The sequence below is a fragment of the Cellulomonas sp. NS3 genome (assembly GCF_024757985.1).
Classification (GTDB): domain Bacteria; phylum Actinomycetota; class Actinomycetes; order Actinomycetales; family Cellulomonadaceae; genus Cellulomonas_A.
Genome location: NZ_CP103289.1, coordinates 204,896 through 225,320 on the forward strand (window position 1 = coordinate 204,896; position 20,425 = coordinate 225,320).

At 74.2% G+C, this 20,425-nt stretch carries 22 protein-coding genes and 1 riboswitch; of the genes, 9 read left to right on the plus strand and 13 right to left on the minus strand.

Translation table 11 applies throughout. The features are described 5' to 3' along the window. Positions 1-58 precede the first annotated feature (58 nt). The 5 genes from metE to NXY84_RS01020 form a co-directional block, all read right to left on the minus strand. A complete protein-coding gene (metE, locus tag NXY84_RS01000; protein WP_258725325.1) occupies positions 59-2,410 on the minus strand; it encodes a 5-methyltetrahydropteroyltriglutamate--homocysteine S-methyltransferase in 2,352 nt (783 codons plus the stop codon). A 13-nt stretch (positions 2,411-2,423) separates the two neighbouring features. Further along, on the minus strand, positions 2,424-3,518 hold the full coding sequence (locus NXY84_RS01005; RefSeq protein ID WP_396126381.1) for a methylenetetrahydrofolate reductase: 1,095 nt from the start codon (positions 3,516-3,518) through the stop codon (positions 2,424-2,426). A 67-nt stretch (positions 3,519-3,585) separates the two neighbouring features. Beyond that, positions 3,586-3,680, minus strand: a riboswitch (SAM riboswitch). Positions 3,681-3,876: 196 nt separating this feature from the next. Then, positions 3,877-4,536: a histidine phosphatase family protein gene (locus NXY84_RS01010; RefSeq protein ID WP_258725328.1), complete on the minus strand. Its 660-nt coding sequence runs from the start codon at positions 4,534-4,536 to the stop codon at positions 3,877-3,879. Positions 4,537-4,631: 95 nt separating this feature from the next. Then, a complete protein-coding gene (locus tag NXY84_RS01015; RefSeq protein ID WP_258725329.1) occupies positions 4,632-5,240 on the minus strand; it encodes a DNA-3-methyladenine glycosylase I in 609 nt (202 codons plus the stop codon). A gap of 183 nt (positions 5,241-5,423) precedes the next feature. Further along, positions 5,424-6,752: a TetR/AcrR family transcriptional regulator C-terminal domain-containing protein gene (locus tag NXY84_RS01020; protein WP_258725330.1), complete on the minus strand. Its 1,329-nt coding sequence runs from the start codon at positions 6,750-6,752 to the stop codon at positions 5,424-5,426. A gap of 78 nt (positions 6,753-6,830) precedes the next feature. Between NXY84_RS01020 and NXY84_RS01025 the strand changes: the two genes are divergently transcribed. From NXY84_RS01025 to NXY84_RS01035, 3 genes are all read left to right on the plus strand, one after another. After that, a complete protein-coding gene (locus NXY84_RS01025; RefSeq protein WP_258725331.1) occupies positions 6,831-7,733 on the plus strand; it encodes an ATP-binding cassette domain-containing protein in 903 nt (300 codons plus the stop codon). Further along, entirely contained in the window at positions 7,730-8,566 is an 837-nt protein-coding gene (locus NXY84_RS01030; protein ID WP_258725332.1) for an ABC transporter permease, read from the plus strand. The genes NXY84_RS01025 and NXY84_RS01030 overlap by 4 nt, the downstream gene beginning before the upstream one ends. Before the next feature lie 134 nt (positions 8,567-8,700). After that, the gene (locus NXY84_RS01035) at positions 8,701-9,825 is read left to right on the plus strand and encodes a hypothetical protein (protein WP_258725333.1); all 1,125 of its coding nucleotides are present in this window, start codon (positions 8,701-8,703) and stop codon (positions 9,823-9,825) included. A 63-nt stretch (positions 9,826-9,888) separates the two neighbouring features. On the opposite strand, the gene rpmF is transcribed toward NXY84_RS01035, so the two are convergent. Genes rpmF through rpmB form a run of 6 tightly spaced genes read right to left on the minus strand, consistent with a single transcriptional unit; the run spans position 9,889 to position 11,227 of the window. Next, on the minus strand, positions 9,889-10,068 hold the full coding sequence (gene rpmF, locus NXY84_RS01040; protein ID WP_258725334.1) for a 50S ribosomal protein L32: 180 nt from the start codon (positions 10,066-10,068) through the stop codon (positions 9,889-9,891). After that, positions 10,068-10,190: a type B 50S ribosomal protein L36 gene (gene ykgO / locus NXY84_RS01045; protein ID WP_034625243.1), complete on the minus strand. Its 123-nt coding sequence runs from the start codon at positions 10,188-10,190 to the stop codon at positions 10,068-10,070. The genes rpmF and ykgO overlap by 1 nt, the downstream gene beginning before the upstream one ends. After that, positions 10,187-10,480 (minus strand): type B 50S ribosomal protein L31, encoded by a 294-nt coding sequence (locus NXY84_RS01050; protein WP_258725335.1) that lies wholly within the window; start codon positions 10,478-10,480, stop codon positions 10,187-10,189. Before NXY84_RS01050 ends, ykgO begins: the two co-directional genes overlap by 4 nt. A 33-nt stretch (positions 10,481-10,513) precedes the next feature. Continuing rightward, positions 10,514-10,819 carry a 30S ribosomal protein S14 gene (gene rpsN, locus NXY84_RS01055; RefSeq protein WP_258725336.1) on the minus strand — a complete coding sequence of 102 codons (306 nt, stop codon included), beginning with the start codon at positions 10,817-10,819 and terminating at the stop codon, positions 10,514-10,516. A gap of 1 nt (position 10,820) precedes the next feature. Continuing rightward, the gene (gene rpmG / locus NXY84_RS01060) at positions 10,821-10,991 is read right to left on the minus strand and encodes a 50S ribosomal protein L33 (protein ID WP_258725337.1); all 171 of its coding nucleotides are present in this window, start codon (positions 10,989-10,991) and stop codon (positions 10,821-10,823) included. Next, on the minus strand, positions 10,991-11,227 hold the full coding sequence (gene rpmB / locus NXY84_RS01065; RefSeq protein WP_258725338.1) for a 50S ribosomal protein L28: 237 nt from the start codon (positions 11,225-11,227) through the stop codon (positions 10,991-10,993). The genes rpmG and rpmB overlap by 1 nt, the downstream gene beginning before the upstream one ends. A gap of 55 nt (positions 11,228-11,282) precedes the next feature. Here rpmB and NXY84_RS01070 point away from each other — a divergent pair, with 55 nt between their 5' ends. The 3 genes from NXY84_RS01070 to NXY84_RS01080 all read left to right on the plus strand — a co-directional run bounded on the left by NXY84_RS01070 (position 11,283) and on the right by NXY84_RS01080 (position 14,957). Beyond that, entirely contained in the window at positions 11,283-12,386 is a 1,104-nt protein-coding gene (locus NXY84_RS01070) for a CobW family GTP-binding protein (RefSeq protein ID WP_258725339.1), read from the plus strand. 65 nt (positions 12,387-12,451) lie between these two features. Further along, positions 12,452-13,792 (plus strand): zinc metallochaperone AztD, encoded by a 1,341-nt coding sequence (gene aztD / locus NXY84_RS01075; RefSeq protein ID WP_258725340.1) that lies wholly within the window; start codon positions 12,452-12,454, stop codon positions 13,790-13,792. Positions 13,793-14,036: 244 nt separating this feature from the next. Further along, entirely contained in the window at positions 14,037-14,957 is a 921-nt protein-coding gene (locus NXY84_RS01080; protein WP_258725341.1) for a metal ABC transporter substrate-binding protein, read from the plus strand. Between the two features lie 15 nt (positions 14,958-14,972). Here NXY84_RS01080 and NXY84_RS01085 read toward each other — a convergent pair whose 3' ends face one another. Continuing rightward, a complete protein-coding gene (locus tag NXY84_RS01085) occupies positions 14,973-16,190 on the minus strand; it encodes an FAD-dependent oxidoreductase (protein WP_258725342.1) in 1,218 nt (405 codons plus the stop codon). 129 nt (positions 16,191-16,319) lie between these two features. Further along, on the minus strand, positions 16,320-17,054 hold the full coding sequence (locus NXY84_RS01090; protein ID WP_258725344.1) for a GntR family transcriptional regulator: 735 nt from the start codon (positions 17,052-17,054) through the stop codon (positions 16,320-16,322). Between the two features lie 146 nt (positions 17,055-17,200). On the opposite strand from NXY84_RS01090, the gene NXY84_RS01095 reads away from it, so the two are divergent. The 3 genes from NXY84_RS01095 (at position 17,201) to NXY84_RS01105 (ending at position 20,379) form a co-directional block, all read left to right on the plus strand. Continuing rightward, positions 17,201-18,463 carry an extracellular solute-binding protein gene (locus tag NXY84_RS01095; RefSeq protein WP_258725345.1) on the plus strand — a complete coding sequence of 421 codons (1,263 nt, stop codon included), beginning with the start codon at positions 17,201-17,203 and terminating at the stop codon, positions 18,461-18,463. Positions 18,464-18,544: 81 nt separating this feature from the next. Then, positions 18,545-19,525: a carbohydrate ABC transporter permease gene (locus tag NXY84_RS01100; RefSeq protein ID WP_258725346.1), complete on the plus strand. Its 981-nt coding sequence runs from the start codon at positions 18,545-18,547 to the stop codon at positions 19,523-19,525. Then, complete coding sequence (locus NXY84_RS01105) at positions 19,522-20,379, plus strand: carbohydrate ABC transporter permease (protein ID WP_258725347.1); 858 nt, start codon at positions 19,522-19,524, stop codon at positions 20,377-20,379. The genes NXY84_RS01100 and NXY84_RS01105 overlap by 4 nt, the downstream gene beginning before the upstream one ends. The last annotated feature ends 46 nt before the right edge of the window (positions 20,380-20,425 follow it).

Below are 20,425 nucleotides of genomic sequence, written 5' to 3' on the forward strand. Positions count from 1 at the left end.
ACGCACCGGAGGCCGGGGAGCCCGCGGGCTCCCCGGCCTCGGGCCGTCGTGCGTCAGGTCAGGCGAGCGTCGCCCGGACCGCGCGCGTCGCGGCGAGGATGCTCTCGAGCGACGGCGTGACCTCGGCGTAGCGACGGGTCTTCAGGCCGCAGTCGGGGTTGACCCAGAGCTGGTCGAGGTCGATGGCCTTGACCGCCGCCGTGAGCAGCTCCTGGACCTCGTCCTCGCCCGGCACGCGCGGGGAGTGGATGTCGTAGACGCCCGGGCCGACGGCGCGCGGGTACCCGGCGTTCGCGATGTCGGCGAGGATCTCCATCTTCGAGCGGGCCGCCTCGATCGAGGTCACGTCCGCGTCGAGGCCGTCGATCGCGCCGACGATCTGCCCGAACTCGGAGTAGCACAGGTGCGTGTGGATCTGCGTGTCGGGGCGCACGCCGGCTGTCGAGAGGCGGAACGACCGCACCGACCAGTCGAGGTACGCGGCGTGGTCCTTCTCCTTGAGCGGGAGCAGCTCGCGCAGCGCCGGCTCGTCGACCTGCACGATCGCGATGCCGGCCTCCTCGAGGTCCGTGATCTCGTCGCGCAGCGCGAGCGCCACCTGGTTCGCGGTGTCGCCGAGCGGCTGGTCGTCGCGCACGAACGACCACGCGAGGATCGTCACCGGGCCCGTGAGCATGCCCTTGACCGGCTTGCTCGTGAGCGACTGCGTGTAGTGCGTCCAGCCGACCGTGATCGGGGCGGGCCGCGAGACGTCGCCCCACAGGATCGACGGGCGGGTGCAGCGCGAGCCGTAGGACTGGACCCAGCCGTTCTGCGTCACGGCGAACCCGTCGAGGTTCTCCGCGAAGTACTGGACCATGTCGTTGCGCTCGGGCTCGCCGTGCACGAGAACGTCGAGGCCGACGGTCTCCTGGAGCTCGACCACGCGGCGGATCTCCGCGCGCATCTCCTCCTCGTACTGCTCGGTGCTGAGCTCGCCCTTGTCGTGCGCCGCGCGCGCCTTGCGGATCTCGGGCGTCTGCGGGAACGACCCGATGGTCGTCGTGGGCAGCGGCGGGAGGTTGAGGCGCTCCGCCTGGGCGCTCTTGCGCTCGGTGAACGGGCCGCGGTTGAACGCGTCCTCGGTGAGCGACGCGACGCGCTCGCGCACCTCGGGGCGGACGACGCCCGGCGCCGTGGCGCGCGAGCGGACCGCGTCCGACGCCTCGAGCAGCTGCGTGTGGATGGCCTCGCGACCCTCCGCCAGGCCCTCGGCGAGCGTGACGATCTCGGCGACCTTCTGGTCGGCGAACGCGAGCCAGGACTTCAGCGTCGCGTCGAGCGCGGGCTCGTCCTCGAGCGTGTGCGGCACGTGGAACAGCGACGTCGACGTGCCGGCCGCGACCTGCGCCGCGCCGAGCGTCTCGAGGCGCTCGAGCACCTCGAGCTCCGCGGACAGGTCCGCGCGCCAGATGTTGTGTCCGTCGATGACACCGCCGACGACGACCTTGCCCGCGAGACCGGGAACGGCGGCCGTGGGGGCCGCGCCGCGGACGAGGTCGAGCGCGACGCCCTCGACGTCCGAGGCCGCGACGACGTCGAGGCTCTCCGCGAGGTCCGCGTAGGGCGCGGCGACGAGGATCGCCGGGCGCTCGGGGCGGGCGAGCTCGGTCGCGAGCACGGTGTACGCCTGGGCGAACGCCTCGCGGACGCGCTCGAGCGGGACGTCGAGCGACTCGGAGACCAGCGCGGGCTCGTCGAGCTGGACCCACGTGGCGCCGGCCGTCGCGAGCTCGCGGAGCACCGTCGCGTACACGGGGAGCAGGTCCGCGAGGCGGTCGAGCGGCGTGAAGCCCTCGGGCGCGGTCTCGGTCGGCTTCGCGAGCGCGAGGTAGGTGACCGGGCCGACGAGGACCGGGCGCGTCAGGACGTCGTCGGCGAGGCCCTCGACGAACTCGCGCACGGTGCGGTCGCTCGCGTAGCGGAACTCCGTCTCCGGGCCGATCTCCGGGACGAGGTAGTGGTAGTTCGTGTCGAACCACTTGGTCATCTCGAGCGGCAGGTCCTCGCCGCGGCCGCGGGCGACCGTCGAGTAGCCCGCGAGGTCGAGGCGGCCCTCGGCGTCGACGAGGTCGGCGAAGCGGGCCGGGACGGCGCCCACGAGGTTGGTCGCGTCGAGCACCTGGTCGTAGAACGAGAACGCGCTCGGGATCGCGGGCACGTCGGTGCGCAGGCCGAGGCCGGCGAGGTGCGTGCGGGTGCGCTTGCGCAGGTCGGCGGCGACCGCCTCGACCTCCTCGGCGGACGTCTTGCCGGCCCAGAACGCCTCGATGGCCTTCTTCAGCTCGCGGCGGGGCCCGATGCGCGGGTAGCCGAGGATCGTCCCGGCGGGGAACTCGGGCAGCGCGGACGCGGGGGTGGTGCTGGTCATCGTGGGTCCTCGATCAGTTCGTGGGGGCGGGGACGGGGCTGGGTGTGCCGGCCTGCGGCCTGGGGGAGCGGTCGGGAGCTGTCGGAGCCCCGCCGCCGAGGTGTGCACCCTCGAGCAGGTCCAGCGCGGCATGGTGGGTGTTGAAGGTGTAGACGTGGACGCCCGGGGCGCCCCCGTCGAGCACGGCGTTCACGAGGTCGACGCTCACGCGGATGCCGACACGGTGGCGCTCGGCGTCGTCCTCGACCGAGCCGAGCCGCTCGAGCAGCGGCCGGGGGACCGGGACGCCGGTGAGCGCCTCGACCCGCAGGAGCCGGGCGGGGTCCGTCGTCGGGATGATGCCCGGGATGATCGGGATCGTGACGCCGGCCTCGCGCGCCTCGGCGACGAGCTCGAGGTAGCTGCCCGCGTCGAAGAAGACCTGCGTGATCGCGAAGTCGGCGCCGGCCTCCTGCTTGGCGAGCAGCGCCGCGACGTCCTGCGCCCGGGTGCTGCCCGTGCCGGCGTTGCCGCGCGGGAACGCGGCGACGGCGATCGACAGGGGCCGCACGGTCGCGCGGACCTTCTGCGCGAGGCTCGCACGGCAGCGGCGCTCCTCGATCTCGCGGAGCAGCGCGACGAGCTCGCTCGCGGTCTCGAGGCCCTCGGGGTGCGGGCGCCAGTCCGGCTGGTCGGCCGGCGGGTCGCCGCGGAGCGCGAGGAAGGACCGGACGCCCTCGTCGAGGAACTCCTCGACGACCGCGGTGACCTCGGCGCGCGAGGTCCCGACGCAGGTCAGGTGCGCGATGGGGTTGAGCGACGTCTCGCGCAGCAGGCGGCGGACGAGCCCTCGCGTGGTGTCGCGCGTCTTGCCCGACGCCCCGTAGGTCACCGAGACGAAGTCGGGGCGGGCCTCGCCGAGCGCCTGGATCGTCGCCCACAGCTTCGGGGCGGCGTCCGGGTTGCGCGGCGGGAACAGCTCGAACGACACCGTCGGCCGGTCGACCGGCGCCAGCACGTCGCGCGCACCCGGGGCCGGGCGGACCGAGTCGCCGGTGAAGGTGTCGCGCGGGGCGGGGGGTGCGTCGGGCGCGGCGTCGGGCGCGGCGTCGGTCACGGGCGCGCTCATGAGGCGGTCCGGTGCGGGGTGGCCGCCCGGGAGGGTCGCAGACACGGGGACGTGCACGTCATCGTCAACTCCATCGAACCTGGCGGAAGCACCCACACCCTCGTGAGAGGGGGGTTGCTGCGGCGTCGACGAGCCAGGACTCTCGGCCGCTCTGGATGGTGAGCCGAGCATAGGGCCGGTCCCGCATGCTGAGCAATGCCTCTCACCAACCGAGATGAGCCCGTCCACGGCTCGGCGGTCTGCCCGTGACCTGGGGCGCGCCGCCGCGAGGACGCGACCCCGTGACGTGTGCGCCGAGCGGTGCTCGTCGGGCGGCGTGCGGGTCGGCCTGGGCGGTGCGGGTCGGGCGGCGTGCGGGTCAGGCGATCGAGGCTACCGGGGTCGGCGCGCGCATCGGGCGGGCCGCCACGTGGCCCTGGCCGGCGACGTCGACCGCGACGCTCGTCAGGCGCGCCGACCCGTCGGGCTCGATCTGGACGGTGGAGACCGACGCGTTGGGCAGCGGGACGAGGCCGACCTCGTCGACCGTCGCGAGGTACGCGCCGAGCGCGAGCCCGTGCCCGACGACGAGGACGTGCCCGCCGTCGTCGTGCTGCGCGGCGATGCGGGCGAACACGTCCCGGGTCCGGTGCATGAACTCGGCCCCGGGCTCCCCGCCGGGCAGCCCCGGGTGCCGGCCTGCGAGGACCTCCGTGACGAGCTCGGGCCACGAGACGACCTCGTCGAGCACCCCTTCGTGCTTCCGCTCGTAGATGCCGAAGCTGTACTCGAGCAGCCCGGGATCGGTGCGCAGGCGGACCTCGGGGTGGGGGCGGAGCAGCTCGACGGCGGTCGCGACGGCCCGGCCCGAGGGCGAGGACCACGCCGCGGTGAACGGGGTGCCGGCGAGGTGCCGGGCGGTGGTGCGGACGCCCGCGCGGCCGTCGCGCGTGAGCGGCGAGTCGCAGCGTCCCTGCATGATCCGTCGTGCGTTGAAGTAGGTGCGCCCGTGGCGGACGAGCGTCAGCGTGAGGGTCATCGGTGCCCCGCTCTCTCTCGTTGTCGCTCCGACGCTAAGGAGCACGCATGTCGGGCGGACGACGCAGGCATGACGAACAGGCGACGATGTGCCGCTCAGCGCCCCGCGACGACCGGGCAGCCCGCGAGGTGGTCGTCGACGAGGCCGCACGCCTGCATCGCCGCGTACACGGTGGTCGGTCCGAGGAAGCGGAAGCCCAGGCGCTTGAGCTCGCGGGCCAGCGCCTTGGACTCGTCGGTCTGCGCGGGCACGTCGGTCCAGGTAGCGGGCCGTGGGCGCGCACCGGCGCCGGCCGGCGCGAACGACCAGACCACCTCGTCGAGCGTGCGCCCGGCCTCGTGCAGGGCGAGGACCGCGCGCGCGTTGGCGATCGTGGCCTCGATCTTGGCGCGGTTGCGGACGATCCCCGCGTCCGCCAGGAGCCGGGCGACGTCGGTGTCGTCGAACCGGGCGACCGCCTCCGGCTCGAAGTCGGCGAACGCCGCGCGGAACGCGGGCCGCTTCCGCAGGATCGTGATCCAGGCGAGGCCGGACTGGAAGCCCTCGAGGGCCAGGCGCTCGAGCAGCGCCCGGTCGCCGTGCACGGGGACGCCCCACTCCTCGTCGTGGTACGCCTCGTAGAGCGGGTTGCCGTCGCCGAAGCAGCGTGCGCCGGGGGTCGCCAGCGGGACGGCCGCCGGCTCGGGGGTCTCGGTGGGGGTCATGCGGCGATCCTGCCGTGCGCCGCCCACGCCGCGACGGGCGTGCCCGCGGGTCGGGGTCGGCGCTCACCGGGACGGGGCGGTGGGTGCGCGGCCGGAGGGCGGGCCACCGCGTCGTCGCACCCCCGGCCGGACACCACACCCTCCGGCCGCACGCCGGGTCGTCCGTCGCGCCCCGGTTCCGTCCTACGGCGAGGCGGCGCCGTTCGCCCGCGTGGCGACGAGCGCCGCGACGCCGTCGAGGATGAGCCGGGCCCCGAAGTCGAGGTCGGGGTCGTCGGGCGGGCCGTCGAAGGCGAACGCGCCCTCCTCGACGGCCCGCGCGAGCGCGGGGTGCTCGTCGGGCCGCACGAGGGCCGCGATGATCGCGCCGTAGTCGGCGACGCGCGGGGTGTCGTCGTCCTGCGGCTCGGCGGCGGCGCGCTCGTAGGCGGTGAACTCGCCCGCGAGCCGCGCCTCGCTCAGCGCGTGCGACGCGAGCAGGGCGGCGACACCGAGCTTCTCCGCCGCGTGCAGGCTCGTCCCGTCGAGGGCGCCGACCATCCCCTCCATCCACGCGAGCCGGTGCGGGCCGGTCGCGTGCAGCGCCGCGTCGCTCTGCGCGAGCCAGGGGTGCGCCCGCAGGAGCGGGCCCTGCGCGCGCACGAGCTGCTCGAGGCGGGGCCGCCAGCCGCCCGGCAGCCCGGGCTCGGGTGCCGGGGGCGGCCCGACGGCGGCGTCGGCCATGAGCGCGAGGACCTCGTCCTTCGACGAGACGTACCGGTAGAGCGACATCGTGGTGAAGCCGAGCGACTCGGCGAGCCGGGCCATCGACACCGCGGCGAGCCCCTCGGCGTCGGCGAGCGCGACCGCCGCGTCGGCGATGCGGTCGAGGGTCAGGCTCGGGCGGGGTCCCCGGCGGGGCGGCTCGGCGGCGCGCCAGAGGATCTCGACGTCGCGGGGCAGCCGGACCGGGCGCTCGTGGGCCTCGTCGGCGGGGGCCAGGCCGGCGCGCGCGGCGCGGCGCCGGGCCTCGGCGACCTCGCGGGCGGCCCGCTGCTGCGCGAGCGCGGCGGCCTGGACGGCCTTCTCGGCCTCGCGCTGGGCGCGCGCCGCGTCGCGCTCGGCCTGCTGGAGCTCGCGTTCCCGCTCGGCGCGGGCGCGCTGCGCCTCCTTGGCGGCAGCCCGCGCCGCGCGCTCCTGGTCGCGGCGGGCGCGCTCGGCGTCCTTGGCCGCGGTCTGGGCGGCCTTCTCGCGGTCGCGCCGGAGCCGCTCGGTCTCCTTGGTGGCGGCCTGCTGCGCCTTCTCCCGGTCGCGGCGCAGCAGCTCCGCCTCGCGGCGAGCCGCCTGCGCCTCGCGCTCGTCGGCGGCCTGCGCGTCCTGCTCACGCGCGGTGTCCGCGTCGCGCCCGCCCGGGCCCCGCGCCTCGCGCGCGTCGGTGGCCCGCGTCCCGTGCCCACCGGCGACCGGGTCGACGGCCGTGCCGCCGGGGGCGCCGTCGGGCGCGCCGGTCGGGTCCTGCTCGTGTGCGCTCACGGCACCTCCTTGACCCGATCCTAGAACTGTGTACATCATAAACAGCACAGTGTGCGGCATACACAGATAGGGATACCCATGACCGACCCGATCGTCCTGACCCGAGGGCTGCGCAAGTCCTACGGCGGCACCCCCGTGCTCGACGGCCTCGACCTGGAGATCGGGCGCGGCGAGGTGCTCGCGCTGCTCGGTCCCAACGGCGCCGGCAAGACCACGGCCGTCGGCATCCTCGCGACGCTCGTCCGGCCGGACGGCGGCACCGCGACCGTCGCCGGACACGACGTCGTCCGCGAGCCCGAGCGCGTCCGGCACGTCATCAGCCTCACGGGGCAGCACGCCGCGGTCGACGAGCTGCTCACCGGCCGGGAGAACCTGCACCTCATGGCGAACCTCGCCCACCTCGGGCGGCGCGAGGTCCGCGGCCGCAGCGCCGACCTGCTCGAGCTGTTCGACCTCGCGGGCGCCGCCGACCGGCTCACCCGGACCTACTCGGGCGGCATGCGGCGCCGGCTCGACCTCGCGGTCAGCCTGCTCGCCCGGCCGCAGGTGATCTTCCTCGACGAGCCGACGACGGGCCTCGACCCGCGCAGCCGGCTCGCGCTGTGGGACGTCATCCGGGAGGTCGTCGCCGCCGGGACCACGCTGCTGCTCACGACCCAGTACCTCGACGAGGCGGACCGGCTCGCGGACCGCGTCGTGGTGCTCGACCAGGGGCGGGTCATCGCCGAGGGCCCGGCCGCCGAGCTCAAGCGGCGCGTCGGGTCCGCGCACGTCGAGCTCACGCTCGCCGACGGCACGAGCGAGCGGATCGAGACCGACGCGAGCGTCGCCGACGTGCGGCGCATCCTCGCCGGCGTCGAGGCCCGCGCGCTCCCCGTCGACCACTGGCGCGTCGCCGTCCCCACGCTCGACGACGTGTTCCTGACCCTGACCGGCGCCCCGACGCGCACCGAGGACCTCGTCACCGCGGAGGCATCATGACCACGCTCGCACCGTCACCCCTGGGGCCCGTCGACGGCACCCTGGACCACGCCGCCCGTGCGGCCGCCGAGCGCCCGCTGCTGGGCTGGGCGGCGCACGACGCACGCACGATGATCGGCCGCAGCCTGCGCCGGTCCGTGCGCGAGCCCGACACCCTGATCATGGCCGTCGCGCTGCCCGTGGTGATCATGCTGCTGTTCGTCACGGTCTTCGGCGGCGAGATCGACACCGGGATGGCGTACGTCGACTTCGTCGTGCCCGGGATCATCCTGCTGTGCGCGGGGTACGGCGCCTCGACGACGGCGGTCGCGGTGGCCTCCGACGTCACCGGCGACATCATGAGCCGGTTCCGGTCGCTGCCGGTCCGCCTGTCGAGCGTGCTGACCGGGCACGTCGTCGCGAGCCTCGCGCGCAACGCGGTGTCGACGGCGCTCGTGGTCGGCGTGGCGTTCCTGCTCGGGTTCCGGCCGTCCGCGGGCCCGGGGGAGTGGCTGCTCGTCGTCGCGCTGCTCGCGGCCTACGTGCTCGCGCTGACGTGGCTCGCGGTGTGCGTGGGGGTCGTCGCGTCGAGCCCCGAGGCGGCGAGCGGGTTCAGCTTCGGGATCATGTTCCTGCCCTACGTGTCGAGCGCGTTCGTGCGGCCCGAGACCATGCCGGCGGCGCTCGAGTGGTTCGCGCGCTACCAGCCCGTGACGCCGGTGACCGACACCCTGCGGGCGGCGCTCGTCGGGATGCCGGGCGGCGACGCGCTCGTCGCGTTCGCGTGGTGCGCCGGGTTCTTCGTCGTCGCGCGGGCGCTCGCGGGCCGCCTCTTCCGGCGCCGGACGGTGTGAGGGCGCGCGGCACCTTCGGGAAGCCGTTTCACCCGGGAACGGACTTGTCGGGCATTTCGCCCCGCCGCTGGACTGGACGCTCCGGCCACCCGTGCACCCGCGGGGGTCCTTCCGGAGTCACCAGGGGGTCGTCCATGAGGTCTCGTCCGCTCGTCGCCGCGCTGACCGCGGCGGTCGCCGCCGTCTCGTCCGTCGCGCTCGCCGCACCCGCGGCGGCCGCTCCCGTCGCCGTGTCGTGCGGGGACGTCGTCACGACCGACGCCTACCTCGATGCCGACGCCGCGTGCGCCGGCGCCGGGATCACGCTCGTCGGCGACGTCACGCTCGACCTGCGTGGGCACACCCTCGACGGCGGCGGCTCCGGCACGGGCCTGCGCGTGACGCTCGGGGGGACGCAGGCCGTCGTCGACGGCACCGTCTCGGGCTGGACCACCGCGGTCGACGCCGTCATCCCGCCCGACCCCGAGGGCGAGGGGTTCGTCGGCGACTTCAGCTTCTCGGGGGTGGTGTTCACCGGGAACGGCGAGGTGACCGACCTCGGGGTCGACTCGCTCTTCGGGCGACACCGGGCCGACTTCCGGTACAGCGGCACGCGGTTCGAGGAGAACGCGCTCGTGTTCGGCGGGCTGTTCGGGGGCGGCGGGTTCGTCGAGGACTCCGAGTTCCTGCGCAACGGCACGGTGGTCAGCATCGACACCGCCGGCGTGGTCATCGACCGCTCGCGGCTCGAGGGCAACGACGTCGTGGCCGACGACCTCACCGAGTCCGGGCTCACGGTCCGCGACAGCGTGCTGCTCGACAACCGCGTGATCGACACGGGAGGGCACTTCATGGGCTACCTGGACCTCGAGGGCAACGAGATCAGCGGCAGCGACACCGTGGTCGCGCCGACGACCTCCTACGTGCGGGTCGTCGACAACGTGCTGGTGGACAACGACGTGGCGCTCGACCTGGGCGAGGCCGGCGGGTACGTCGCGGGGAACACGTTCGAGCGCAACCGCGTCGCGTTCACCTCGACCGGGCCGCTCGTCGGGTGGGGCAGCGTCATGACGGTCGAGGGCAACACGTTCGTCGGCAACGGGGACGCGATCGTCACCGCGGGGGTCGGGACCGAGGTCGGCGGGAACGTCGCGCACCACAACACGGGCCGCGGCATCCACGCGCCGGGCGTCACGGACCTCGGCGGCAACCGGGCGTGGGCCAACGGTGTGTACCCGCAGTGCGTCGGGGTGGTGTGCGCGGGCAAGCCGCGCAGCTGACGGGTCGACGTGCCGGCCGGGCGGAGGCGCCGGTGCCCCCGCCCGGCCGGGCCGCGGGCGGGGTCAGCGGCGCAGCGCCTCGACGTCGACGAGCCCGCGCTCCACGGCCCGGACCAGGCGGCGCGGGACCTCCACGGTGCCGCCCGGCGCGCGGACCGTCACCAGGTCGACGGTCGTCGCCTTCCACTGCGCGCGGCGGGACCGCGTCCGGCTCCGCGACATCTTCCGCTTGGGGACCGCCATCAGCCCTGCCTCGCCTTCCAGCGCGGGTTGCGCTTGTTGATCACGTAGGTCTTCCCGCGCCGGCGGACGACGATCGAGCCGTCCTTCTTCTTCAGCGACGCGAGCGACGCGCGGACCTTCATGCGCGGTCGTCGGCGGTGCGGTCGGCGGCGGTCGTCCCCGCGCCGCTCCGCGTGCCGTAGCGCCGACGGAACTTCTCCACGCGCCCCGCGGTGTCGAGGACGCGTGCGGTGCCGGTGTAGAACGGGTGGCTCGCGCTCGACGTGTCGACGTCGATGACCGGGTAGGTGTTGCCGTCCGTCCACTCGATCGTCTTCGACGACGTCGCGGTCGACCGCGTGAGGAACGCGAAGTCGGCCGAGATGTCCCGGAACACGACCGGGCCGTACGCGGGGTGGATGCCCTGCTTCATCTGCTTCTCCTGTCTGCCCGGCTCCCGGCCGGGCTACCAGCTGGACTTCGTGATGCCCGGGAGCTCGCCGCGGTGGGCCATCTCCCGGAACCGGACGCGCGAGAGCCCGAACGTGCGCAGGTGCCCGCGGGGTCGGCCGTCCGCGACGTCGCGGTTGCGCAGCCGGACCGGGCTCGCGTCGCGGGGGAGCGCCTGGAGCGCGGCCTGGGCGGCCTCGCGCTCGGCCGCGGGGAGGTGCGGGTTCACAGCGGCGGCCTTCAGCTCGGCACGGCGCTCGGCGTACCGCTCGACGACGACGCGACGCTGCTGATCGCGGGCGATCTTGCTCTTCTTGGCCATCTCAGCGCTCCTCGCGGAAGTCGACGTGGCGGCGGACGACGGGGTCGAACTTCGTCAGCACGAGCCGGTCCGGGGTGTTCCGGCGGTTCTTGCGGGTCACGTAGGTGAACCCGGTGCCCGCGGTCGAGCGCAGCTTGATGACAGGCCGGACGTCGGTCCGCTTCCCGGCCATCAGACCTTCTCCCCGCGGGCGAGGATGCGGGCGACGACGACGTCGATCCCGAGCTTGTCGATCGTCTTGATGCCGCGCGCCGAGACGTTCAGGGTGATGCGGCGCCCGAGCGACGGGACCCAGTAGTGCTTGCGCTGGATGTTCGGGTCGAAGCGGCGCTTGGTGCGCACGTGCGAGTGGGAGACGGAGTGGCCGAACCCCGGCGTCGTGCCGAGGACCTGGCAGCGGGCTGACATGGGCGTCAACGTAAGTACTGAGAATCATTCGCGTCAAGCGCTAGGGTCGGTGCCCATGAACCGACGCACCCCGCTGCTGACCCTCGCGACCGTCGACCCGGTCGTCCGCGACTCCGCCGTCCTCGGCCTCGTCATGGACGACCCCCGCGCCGTCGTCGTCCGCCACGACATCCACGACGACGAGGACGGCGGCTCGATCCGCCGGCTCGTGCTCGACGCGGGCGGCGTCGTCGAGGACGAGCGGATCCCGCTCGAGCACGCCTGCCTCAGCTGCGCGGTGCGTGAGGACGCCGTCCCGACCCTCGCCCGCCTCGCGCGGGACCCGCGCTGGGACTCCGTCGTCCTCGCCCTCCCCGTCTCGGCCGAGTCGCTGCCGGTCGTGCGGGCGCTCGGGTGGGAGGCCCGTGGCCGGGGTGCGCTGCGCCGGCTCCGGCTCGCCCAGGTCGTCACCGCGGTCGACGTCGAGGCGTTCGAGGACGACGTGCTCGGCGACGACCTGCTCGACGAGCGCGGGCTCGCGCTGACCGCCGACGACCGCCGCTCGGTCGGGGAGGCGCTCGCGGCCCAGGTCGCCCACGCCGACACCGTCCTGGTCGCCGGCTCGCGCGAGGACCACCCCGTCGCGTCCGACCTCCTCGACCACCTGCGCGCCCGCGACGGGCGGCGCGTCGACGGTCTCTACGGCGCCGACCTCGGGGCCCTGCTGCGCGCCGAGCACGACGTGCACCGCGGGGACCGGCGGCTCGACCCGCTGCACGTCGCGCCGGCACGCCGGGCATCGACCGCGCACGGGGTCTGGACGCTGGACCTGCGCTCCGAGCGGCCGCTGCACCCGGAGCGGCTCGTGGAGCACGTGCGCCGGCTCGCGCCCGACCGGGTGCGCGCGCGAGGGCGGTTCTGGGTGCCGAGCCGGCCCGACTCGGTGTGCGTGTGGGACGGCGCGGGGGGGCAGCTGAGCGTCGGCGAGGCGGGCACGTGGGGTGACGCGGACGCGGACACGCGGCTCGTGCTGACGGGCACGGGCGACCAGCGGGCCGGGCTCGTGGAGGCGTTCGAGGACGTGCTCATGACGGGTGCCGAGCTCGACGCCGGGCTCGCGTCGTGGCTCGGGCGCGAGGACGTGCTCGCGCCGTGGCTCGGGGAGCGGTCGTGGGCATAACGAGAATCAGTCGCAAGTCTGTTAGCGTGGTCGGCGTTCACCACCCGCGTCACGGAAAGTCCCTCATGCCTGCTCAGACCCGAGTCCGTCCGACCGCGAGGTACACCGCCCTCGCGCTGACCGTCCCGCTCGCCCTGCTCGCCGGGTGCGCCGCCGAGAGCGACGCCGGCACCGCGCCGAGCGCCTCCCCGAGCGAGACCACGAGCGCGACCGAGGCGGCGACCGTCACGCCGCGCCTCGCCCTCACGTACGACGGCGGCATCCAGGTGCTCGACGCCACGACGCTCGAGACGCTCGCGGACGTCGAGCTCGACGGCTTCAACCGCCTCAACCCCGCCGGCGACGGACGGCACCTGTTCGTCTCGACGACCGGCGGCTTCCGCCTCCTCGACGCGGGCACGTGGGGCGAGCCGCACGGCGACCACGCGCACTACTACACGGCCGACCCCGAGCTCACCGACGTGACGTTCGCGGCCGAGAAGCCCGGCCACGTCGTCGTGCACGACGGCCGGACCGTGCTGTTCGACGACGGCACCGGCGAGATCGTGTCGTTCGACTCCGCGCACGTCGCCGACGAGGACCTCGCGACGCGCGAGCTCACGACGCCGAGCGCGCACCACGGCGTGGCGGTCGAGCTCGCGGACGGCACGATGGTCGTCTCCGAGGGCACCGAGGACGAGCGCACCGGCATCCGCGTGCTCGACGCGGACGGCGAGGAGCTCACGTCGAACGCCGACTGCCCCGGCGTGCACGGCGAGGCGGTCGCGGCGGACGACGCGGTCGTCATCGGCTGCGAGACCGGCGCGCTCGTCTACGCGAACGGCACGATCACCAAGGTCGCGAGCCCCGACGCGTACGGCCGCATCGGCAACCAGGCCGGCAGCGACGAGTCCCCGATCGTCCTGGGCGACTACAAGTCCGACCCCGACGCCGACCTCGAGCGCCCCACGCGCGTCTCGCTCATCGACACCCGCACCGGCGGGCTGACGCTCGTCGACCTGCCGTCGAGCTACACGTTCCGCTCGCTCGGCCGCGGCGACGACGGCGAGGCGCTCGTGCTCGGCACCGACGGCGCGCTGCACGTGATCGACCCCGAGACGAAGGCGCTCGTGCGCTCGATCCCCGTCATCGGCGCGTGGGAGGAGCCCGAGGAGTGGCAGGAGCCGCGCCCGACGCTCCTCGTGCTCGACGGGCTCGCGTACGTGACCGACCCGTCGACCGACACGCTGCACGCGGTCGACTACGCGAAGGGCGAGGTGTGGAAGAGCGCCGAGCTCACCGTCACGCCGAACGAGCTCAACGGGGTCTCGGGTGAGGCGCCCTCGCACGAGCACGACGACCACGCCGAGGGCGAGGGCGACGAGCACGCGCACGACGAGCACGCCGACGAGGCGCACCAGGACTGAGGCGACGCGTCACCCGCGCGCTGCTGAGGGCGACGGCGCCGGACGCTCCCGAACCGGGGGCGTCCGGCGCCGTTGGTGCGCCGCAGCACCTCTGCCGCGCGACCCGGCCGCACCGGCCGCCGGGCGAGCCGCCGCACCGCCCGCACCGGCCGAGCGCGCCGCACCGCTCGCGCCGGACGAGCCGCCGCACCGAGACCCCGCGGGCCCGCTGCGCCGGCCCGCCGCACCGACACCGAGGACCCCCATGACCCCCCGCACGCACCACCCGCACCGCACGCGCACCGCCGCCGTCCTGACCGCTGCGCTCGTCGGGCTCGCCGTGTCCGCCTGCGCCCCGGCCGGCGCCGACGACGACGGGACGCTCGACGTCGTCGCGTCCTTCTACCCGCTGCAGTACGTCGTCGAGCAGGTCGGCGGCGCGCACGTCGAGGTCGCGAGCCTCGTGCCGCCCGGCGGTGAGCCGCACGACCTCGAGATCTCGCCGAACAAGGTCCAGGAGCTCCGCGACGCCGACCTGGTCGTGTACCTCTCGGGCCTCCAGCCGGCCGCCGACGAGGCCGTCGCGACCCGCGACCAGGAGCACGTCGTCGACGCCGCCGAGGGTGCGGGCATCGGGCCCGGCGGCGAGGGCTCCGACGCGCGCGACCCCCACTTCTGGCTCGACCCGACGCTGCTCGCCGCCGTGGGCACGCAGGTGGCGGACGCCCTCGCCGACGCCGACCCCGAGAACGCGGACGACTACGCGGCCGCCGCGGACCGTCTCGGCGGCGAGCTCGCGGCCCTCGACACCGAGCTCGCCGACGGCCTCGCGGCGTGTGTGGGCGCGACCGTCGTGACGTCGCACGAGGCGTTCGGCTACCTCGCCGAGCGGTACGGCCTCGAGCAGGTCGGCATCACCGGGATCGACCCCGAGGTCGAGCCGTCCCCGGCGCGGCTGCGCGACGTGGGCGAGGTCGTCACGGCGGCGGGGGTGCGGACGCTGTTCTTCGAGCGGTCCGCGGGTCCCGGTCTCGCGGCGGCGCTGGCCGAGGAGCTCGGCGTCGGGACGGCGGTGCTCGACCCGCTCGAGACGCAGCCCCCCGCACAGGGCGACGACGCGCCGGACTACCCCGCGGTCATGCGCAGCAACCTCGAGGCGCTGCGCTCCGGGCTGACCTGCGGCTGACGACCGGGCGCCGGGTCAGCCCGCGCGCGTCGGCGCGGTCGGCACGACGGGCGGCTCCCACGCCGCGACCGCGCCGGCCATGCGCACCGCGGCGCGCGGGGGCACGAGCCCCATGAGCGTGTTCCGGGCGCGCAGCGCGAGCGGGTGGCGGAGCTGCTGGCCGTAGCGCGACGCGCGCAGCGCCGCCCGGGCCACGCCCTGCGACCGGCGCCGGCGCTGCGCGTCGTACACGGCGAGCGCCCGCACGACGTCGCCCGCCGGGTCGCACACCGAGGCCAGCACGACCGCGTCCTCGATCGCCTGGTTGGCGCCCTGACCGAGGTTGGGGACCATCGCGTGCGCGGCGTCGCCGAGCAGCGCGACCGCGCCGCGGTGGTAGGTGTCGACGGGCGGCAGGTGCAGCAGGTCGCTGCGGATGACCGCGTCGGGGTCGGTCGCGTCGAGCAGCGCCGGGACGGGGTCGTGCCAGTCGCCGAACCGCGCGCGGACCTCCGCCATCTCGTCGCCCCCCGGTGCCCGGCCGCCGGGCTCGGCCGTGACGGCCCCGAACCAGTACACGCGCCCGTCGCCGAGCGGGACCATGCCGAGCTCGGTTCCCGGGCCCCACGTGATCGCGGTGACGAGCTCGCCGTGCCACGGGTCACGGGTCACCGCGCGCCAGGCGGTCGAGCCGCCGTAGGCCGGGGGCCGTGCGCCGGGCCACAGCGTCGTGCGCACCTGGCTGTGGATGCCGTCGGCCGCGACCAGCAGGTCCGGGCGCAGCGTGACCTCGGTGCCGGTGGCGTCCCGGTGCACGACCCCCGGGCGCACGCCGCCCTCAACGGACAGCAGCTCGACGCCCGTGCGCAGCACCGACGGCGGGAGCGCCGCGAGCAGCACCTCGTGCAGCGTCGCGCGGTGGATGCCGAGGGCCGACGTGCCGAGCGCGCGCGTCATCTCCGCGGCGTCGACCCGCATGACCCAGCGCCCGTCGGGCGTGCGCATCCCGCCCGACGCCTCGGGGCTGCCCTGCGCCCGGACGGCGTCGCCGAGCCCGAGCGCGTCGAGCCCGCGCAGGCCGTTCGCGAGGATCGTGAGGCCTGCGCCGACCTGGGTGAAGCCCGGTGCGCGCTCGAGGACGGTGACGTCCCACCCGCGCCGCCGCAGCCCGACCGCCGCGCACAGCCCGCCGATGCCGGCCCCCACCACCACGGCCGTCGAGCCCGTCCGGTCCTGCCCCGCGTCGTGAGTCACCCGGACATCATCGCGGTCGCCGAGGTCGAACTCGACGCGCCCGCTCGGTGCACCCGTCCGGACCCGGCCGGTGACCGTCCCGGACGGGTGGCGGTCGCACCGACCGGTCGGAGCCGCTCCACGGCCCGGTCACCCCGAGGCGGTGTCGAAGTGCAGCTCGCTCGTGACGCGGTAGCGGTCGCCGCGGTAGACCGAGCGGACGAACTCCACGATGCGCCCGGTGACGTCCCGGGTCGTTCGTTCCACCATCAGCGCGGGGAAGTGCTCGGGCACCTCGAGGAGCTCGGCCTCCGGCCCGTCGGTCACGGTCGCCTCCAGCGTCTGGACCGCGCTGCGGACGTCGACGCCGAAGCGCTCGCGCAGCAGCCGGTAGAACGACCCGGCGACCATGTCGTCCGGCTCGAGCCCGACCACGAGCTCGTACGGCAGGTGCAGGCGTTCGATGGCCATCGGTTCCTCGTCGACGACCCGCAGGCGCACGACCCGGAGCACCGGCGCGGCCGGGGCGAGCTGCAGGCGTCTCGCCAGCTGCGGTCCCGCGACGATCGTGCCGAAGTCGAGGATCTTGCTGCTCCACTCGCCCTCGGCGGGTGGGGCGTAGAACGAGCCCGACGGCGTCGAGGTGAGCGCCTGGGTGACCCGGTGGGGCCCGGTGAAGGTGCCGCGCCCGTGCTGGCGTACCAGCACGCCGGACCGGACCAGATCGTCGACGGCGGCCCGCAGCGTCGGTCGGGAGACGCCGAGAACTGCGGCGAGGTCGCGCTCGGACGGGATCGCCTCACCCGGACCGCGGCCGGCGACGAGGTCGAGCAGGTAGTCGCGCACGGCATCGCGCTTGAGGCCGGGGCCCACGTTCAGTGTCACGCCCGCACCTTACCAAACCTTACCAGTTGCGCTGCCACGTCCGGCATCGGCTGCGCATGATTCCGCCTCTTGACACAGCACGCGGGCGAGTCCAGGCTCTCCCCAGGTCGTGTTGCTTACCAATAATTGACCACTGGAGGGTGACGATGAAGTCCCGCCTGCCTGCCGCCTCCGCGGCTCTGCTGCTCGCCGGCACGCTTGCGGCCTGCGGCGCGTCCAGCCCGTCCTCGAGCGGCACGCCCGAGGCGGCCGAGCTGACGGTCTGGTTCATGAAGGACAGCTTCTCCGACGAGGTCGTCCAGCAGTTCCGGGCCGACTTCGAGGCGGCGCACGAGGGGACCACCCTCGACATCCAGATCCAGGAGTGGGACGGGATCGGTCAGAAGGTCACGAGCGCGCTCGCGAGCAACGACGCCCCGGACGTCATCGAGGTCGGCAACACCCAGGTCGCGCAGTACGCGGCCAGCGGCGGTGTCGTCGACCTGACCGACAAGATCGACGATCTCCAGGGCGACGACTGGCTGCCGGGCCTGGCCGAGCCCGGGAACATCGACGGCAAGCAGTACGGCATCCCCTGGTACGCCGCCAACCGCGTGGTCATCTACCACAAGGACCTGTTCGCCGCCGCGGGCATCACCGAGCCGCCGACGACGCGCGACGCCTGGATCGCCGACACCCAGAAGCTCGACGCCGGTGGCAACCAGGGCATCTACCTGCCGGGCCAGAACTGGTTCGTCCTCGCAGGATTCATCTGGGACGAGGGCGGGGACCTCGCCGTCCAGGAGGGCGAGGGGTGGCGCGGCGCTCTGGACACCCCGGAGGCCCTCGCGGGCATGGACTTCTACGCGCAGCTGCAGGCGCTCGGCGAGGGGCCCAAGGACTCCGACGAGGCCAACCCGCCCCAGGCCGACGTGTTCGCGAAGGGCACCGTCGCGCAGCTCATCTCCGCCCCCGGCGGTGCCGGCGCGATCATCGAGGCCAACCCGGAGCTCGACGGCAAGCTCGGCTTCTTCCCGATCCCCGGACCGACCGCCGACAAGCCGGGCGCCGTGTTCACCGGCGGCTCCGACCTCATCATCCCCGAGGCGTCCCAGCACCAAGAACTGGCCTACGAGGTGGTCAAGGCGCTCGCGGGGGAGAAGTTCCAGAACCAGATGGCCGCAGCCATGTCCTACGTGCCCAACCGGGTCTCGCTCGCCGACGCCCTGGTCGGCAGCGAGGGCGCCGCCGCGATGGCCCACGGCGCGACGAACGGGCGAGCGACCCCCAGCTCCCCGAGCTGGGCGGCGGTCGAGGCCAACAACGTCATCAAGGAGTACATGACGCAGGTCCTGACGGGTGGCGACCCCGCGGAGGCGGCCGAGCAGGCCTCCGCGACCATCACGCAGATCCTCGACACCGATTCGTGAGCGGACCCCGGGCCGCCCCGTCCCCCACCGTCGACCGGTGAGCGGGCGGCCCGGAGACCATCGCCCTCCGAGAGGAACGACGTGCTCTCCCATGCCCTGGACCAGCCCGTGGTCGACCCGCCGGTCGACGCGCAGGACCCGACAGGTCCCCGACGGCTGACGGCTCGTCGCGGCCGGCCGGCGCTGTGGCCCTATCTGCTGGTCGTCCCGACGGTCCTCGGGACCCTGCTGCTGCTCTTCTACCCGCTGGTGCGGAGCGTCGTCATCTCGCTGCAGCACTTCCGGATGGGCGAGCTCATCCGCGGCGACGCCACCTGGGTCGGTCTCGACAACTACCGCGAGGTCCTGGCCAGCCCGGAGCTGTGGGCGGTTCTGCGACGCACCCTGCTGTGGACCGCGGTCAACGTCGTCCTGATCATGGTCCTGTCGACGCTGGTCGCGCTGATGCTGGCGCGCCTCGGCCGCCGGATGCGGCTCGCCGTCATGAGTGCCCTGGTGCTGGTGTGGGCGGTGCCCGTGCTGGCCGCGACGACGGTCTTCCAGTGGATGTTCCAGTCCCGGCTGGGCGTCGTGAACTGGTTCCTGACGAGCGTCGGGCTCGAGCAGTTCGACGGGTACACGTGGTTCGCCGACGGGGACGCGACCTTCGTCATCCTCGTCCTACTCGTGGTGTGGCAGTCCGTGCCGTTCGGTGCCCTGACGCTCTACGCCGGCCTGACGACGGTTCCCGGTGAGCTGTTCGAGTCGGCCCGGATCGACGGGGCGAGCGCGCCGCAGATCTTCCGCGTCATCACCTTCCCCATCCTGCGACCGCTGTTCGGGCTCATCACCTCGCTCGAGATCATCTGGGTGTTCAAGTGCTTCGCACAGATCTGGGCGGTCAGCCAGGGCGGGCCCCGGGGAGCCACCACCACCTTGCCCGTCTACGCCTTCCAGGTCGCGCAGTCGCTGCACAGGTACGACTTCGGAGCCGTCGTCTCCACGATGACCGTCCTGATCCTGCTCGTCGTGCTGGTGCCGCACCTGCGGCACATGTACCGGACCGAGGCGGTCGACCCGTGACGACTCTCGCCCTCACCGCCCGCGGACGTCGCGCCGTCCGGAGGGTGCCGCTGAACGCTGCGGCGCTGGTCGTCCTGCTGGTCTCGGTCTTCCCCGTCTACTGGATGGTGCTGACGGCCTTCAAGCCCACGCCCGAGATCCAGGCCGACACCCCGCACTTCCTCCCGCTGCACCCCACCGTCGAGCACTTCCGCTCGGCCGTCTCGGTGGACGAGTTCGGGCTGTTCTGGCGCAACAGCGCGCTGGTCTCCCTCGGGGCGGTCCTCCTGGCGCTCGTCATCGGGCTCATGGCGGCGTTCGCGGTCGCGCGCATGCGGTGGCGGGGGAGGAAGGGCTTCATCCTCATGGTGTTCATGGCCCAGATGGCGCCGTGGGAGGCCCTGCTCATCCCGATGTTCATCATCGCTCGCGACACCGGGACGCTCGACACGCTCTCCCTGCTCACCCTCATCTACTTCATGAGCACGCTGCCCTTCACGATCGTCACCCTGCGCGGGTTCCTCGCCTCCGTGCCGCCCGAGCTGGAAGAGGCGGCGCAGCTCGACGGGGCGAGCCGGTTCGAGGCGTTCCGCCGCGTCGTCCTCCCGCTGCTCGCGCCGGGCCTGATGTCGACCTCGCTGTTCGGGTTCATCACGGCCTGGAACGAGTTCGCCTTCGCCAACGCGCTGATCATCAAGAACCAGGACAACCGCACGCTGCCGGTCTGGCTGTCGTCCTTCGGCAACGTCTTCGGGACGGACTGGGGCGCCACGATGGCCGCCTCGACCCTGTTCATGCTGCCGGTCCTGGTGATCTTCCTCGTCCTGCAGCGTCGGGTGACCTCGGGGATCGTCGCCGGCGCCGTCAAGGGCTGACCCCCACCCGCACCCCCACCGACCCGGAGGCTCGGGCGCACCGTGC

Excerpts from the sequence above, each read along its gene's own strand:
- NXY84_RS01050 (WP_258725335.1), bottom strand. The coding sequence starts at position 10,480 with ATGAAGCAGGGCATCCACCCCGCGTACGGCCCGGTCGTGTTCCGGGAC.
- metE (WP_258725325.1), bottom strand. The coding sequence starts at position 2,410 with ATGACCAGCACCACCCCCGCGTCCGCGCTGCCCGAGTTCCCCGCCGGG.
- NXY84_RS01035 (WP_258725333.1), top strand. The coding sequence starts at position 8,701 with ATGAGGTCTCGTCCGCTCGTCGCCGCGCTGACCGCGGCGGTCGCCGCC.
- aztD (WP_258725340.1), top strand. The coding sequence starts at position 12,452 with ATGCCTGCTCAGACCCGAGTCCGTCCGACCGCGAGGTACACCGCCCTC.
- NXY84_RS01070 (WP_258725339.1), top strand. The coding sequence starts at position 11,283 with ATGAACCGACGCACCCCGCTGCTGACCCTCGCGACCGTCGACCCGGTC.
- rpmB (WP_258725338.1), bottom strand. The coding sequence starts at position 11,227 with ATGTCAGCCCGCTGCCAGGTCCTCGGCACGACGCCGGGGTTCGGCCAC.
- rpsN (WP_258725336.1), bottom strand. The coding sequence starts at position 10,819 with ATGGCCAAGAAGAGCAAGATCGCCCGCGATCAGCAGCGTCGCGTCGTC.
- ykgO (WP_034625243.1), bottom strand. The coding sequence starts at position 10,190 with ATGAAGGTCCGCGCGTCGCTCGCGTCGCTGAAGAAGAAGGACGGCTCG.
- NXY84_RS01080 (WP_258725341.1), top strand. The coding sequence starts at position 14,037 with ATGACCCCCCGCACGCACCACCCGCACCGCACGCGCACCGCCGCCGTC.
- NXY84_RS01015 (WP_258725329.1), bottom strand. The coding sequence starts at position 5,240 with ATGACCCCCACCGAGACCCCCGAGCCGGCGGCCGTCCCGCTGGCGACC.
- NXY84_RS01025 (WP_258725331.1), top strand. The coding sequence starts at position 6,831 with ATGACCGACCCGATCGTCCTGACCCGAGGGCTGCGCAAGTCCTACGGC.
- NXY84_RS01095 (WP_258725345.1), top strand. The coding sequence starts at position 17,201 with ATGAAGTCCCGCCTGCCTGCCGCCTCCGCGGCTCTGCTGCTCGCCGGC.
- rpmF (WP_258725334.1), bottom strand. The coding sequence starts at position 10,068 with ATGGCGGTCCCCAAGCGGAAGATGTCGCGGAGCCGGACGCGGTCCCGC.
- NXY84_RS01010 (WP_258725328.1), bottom strand. The coding sequence starts at position 4,536 with ATGACCCTCACGCTGACGCTCGTCCGCCACGGGCGCACCTACTTCAAC.
- NXY84_RS01005 (WP_396126381.1), bottom strand. The coding sequence starts at position 3,518 with ATGAGCGCGCCCGTGACCGACGCCGCGCCCGACGCCGCGCCCGACGCA.
- NXY84_RS01030 (WP_258725332.1), top strand. The coding sequence starts at position 7,730 with ATGACCACGCTCGCACCGTCACCCCTGGGGCCCGTCGACGGCACCCTG.
- rpmG (WP_258725337.1), bottom strand. The coding sequence starts at position 10,991 with ATGGCCGGGAAGCGGACCGACGTCCGGCCTGTCATCAAGCTGCGCTCG.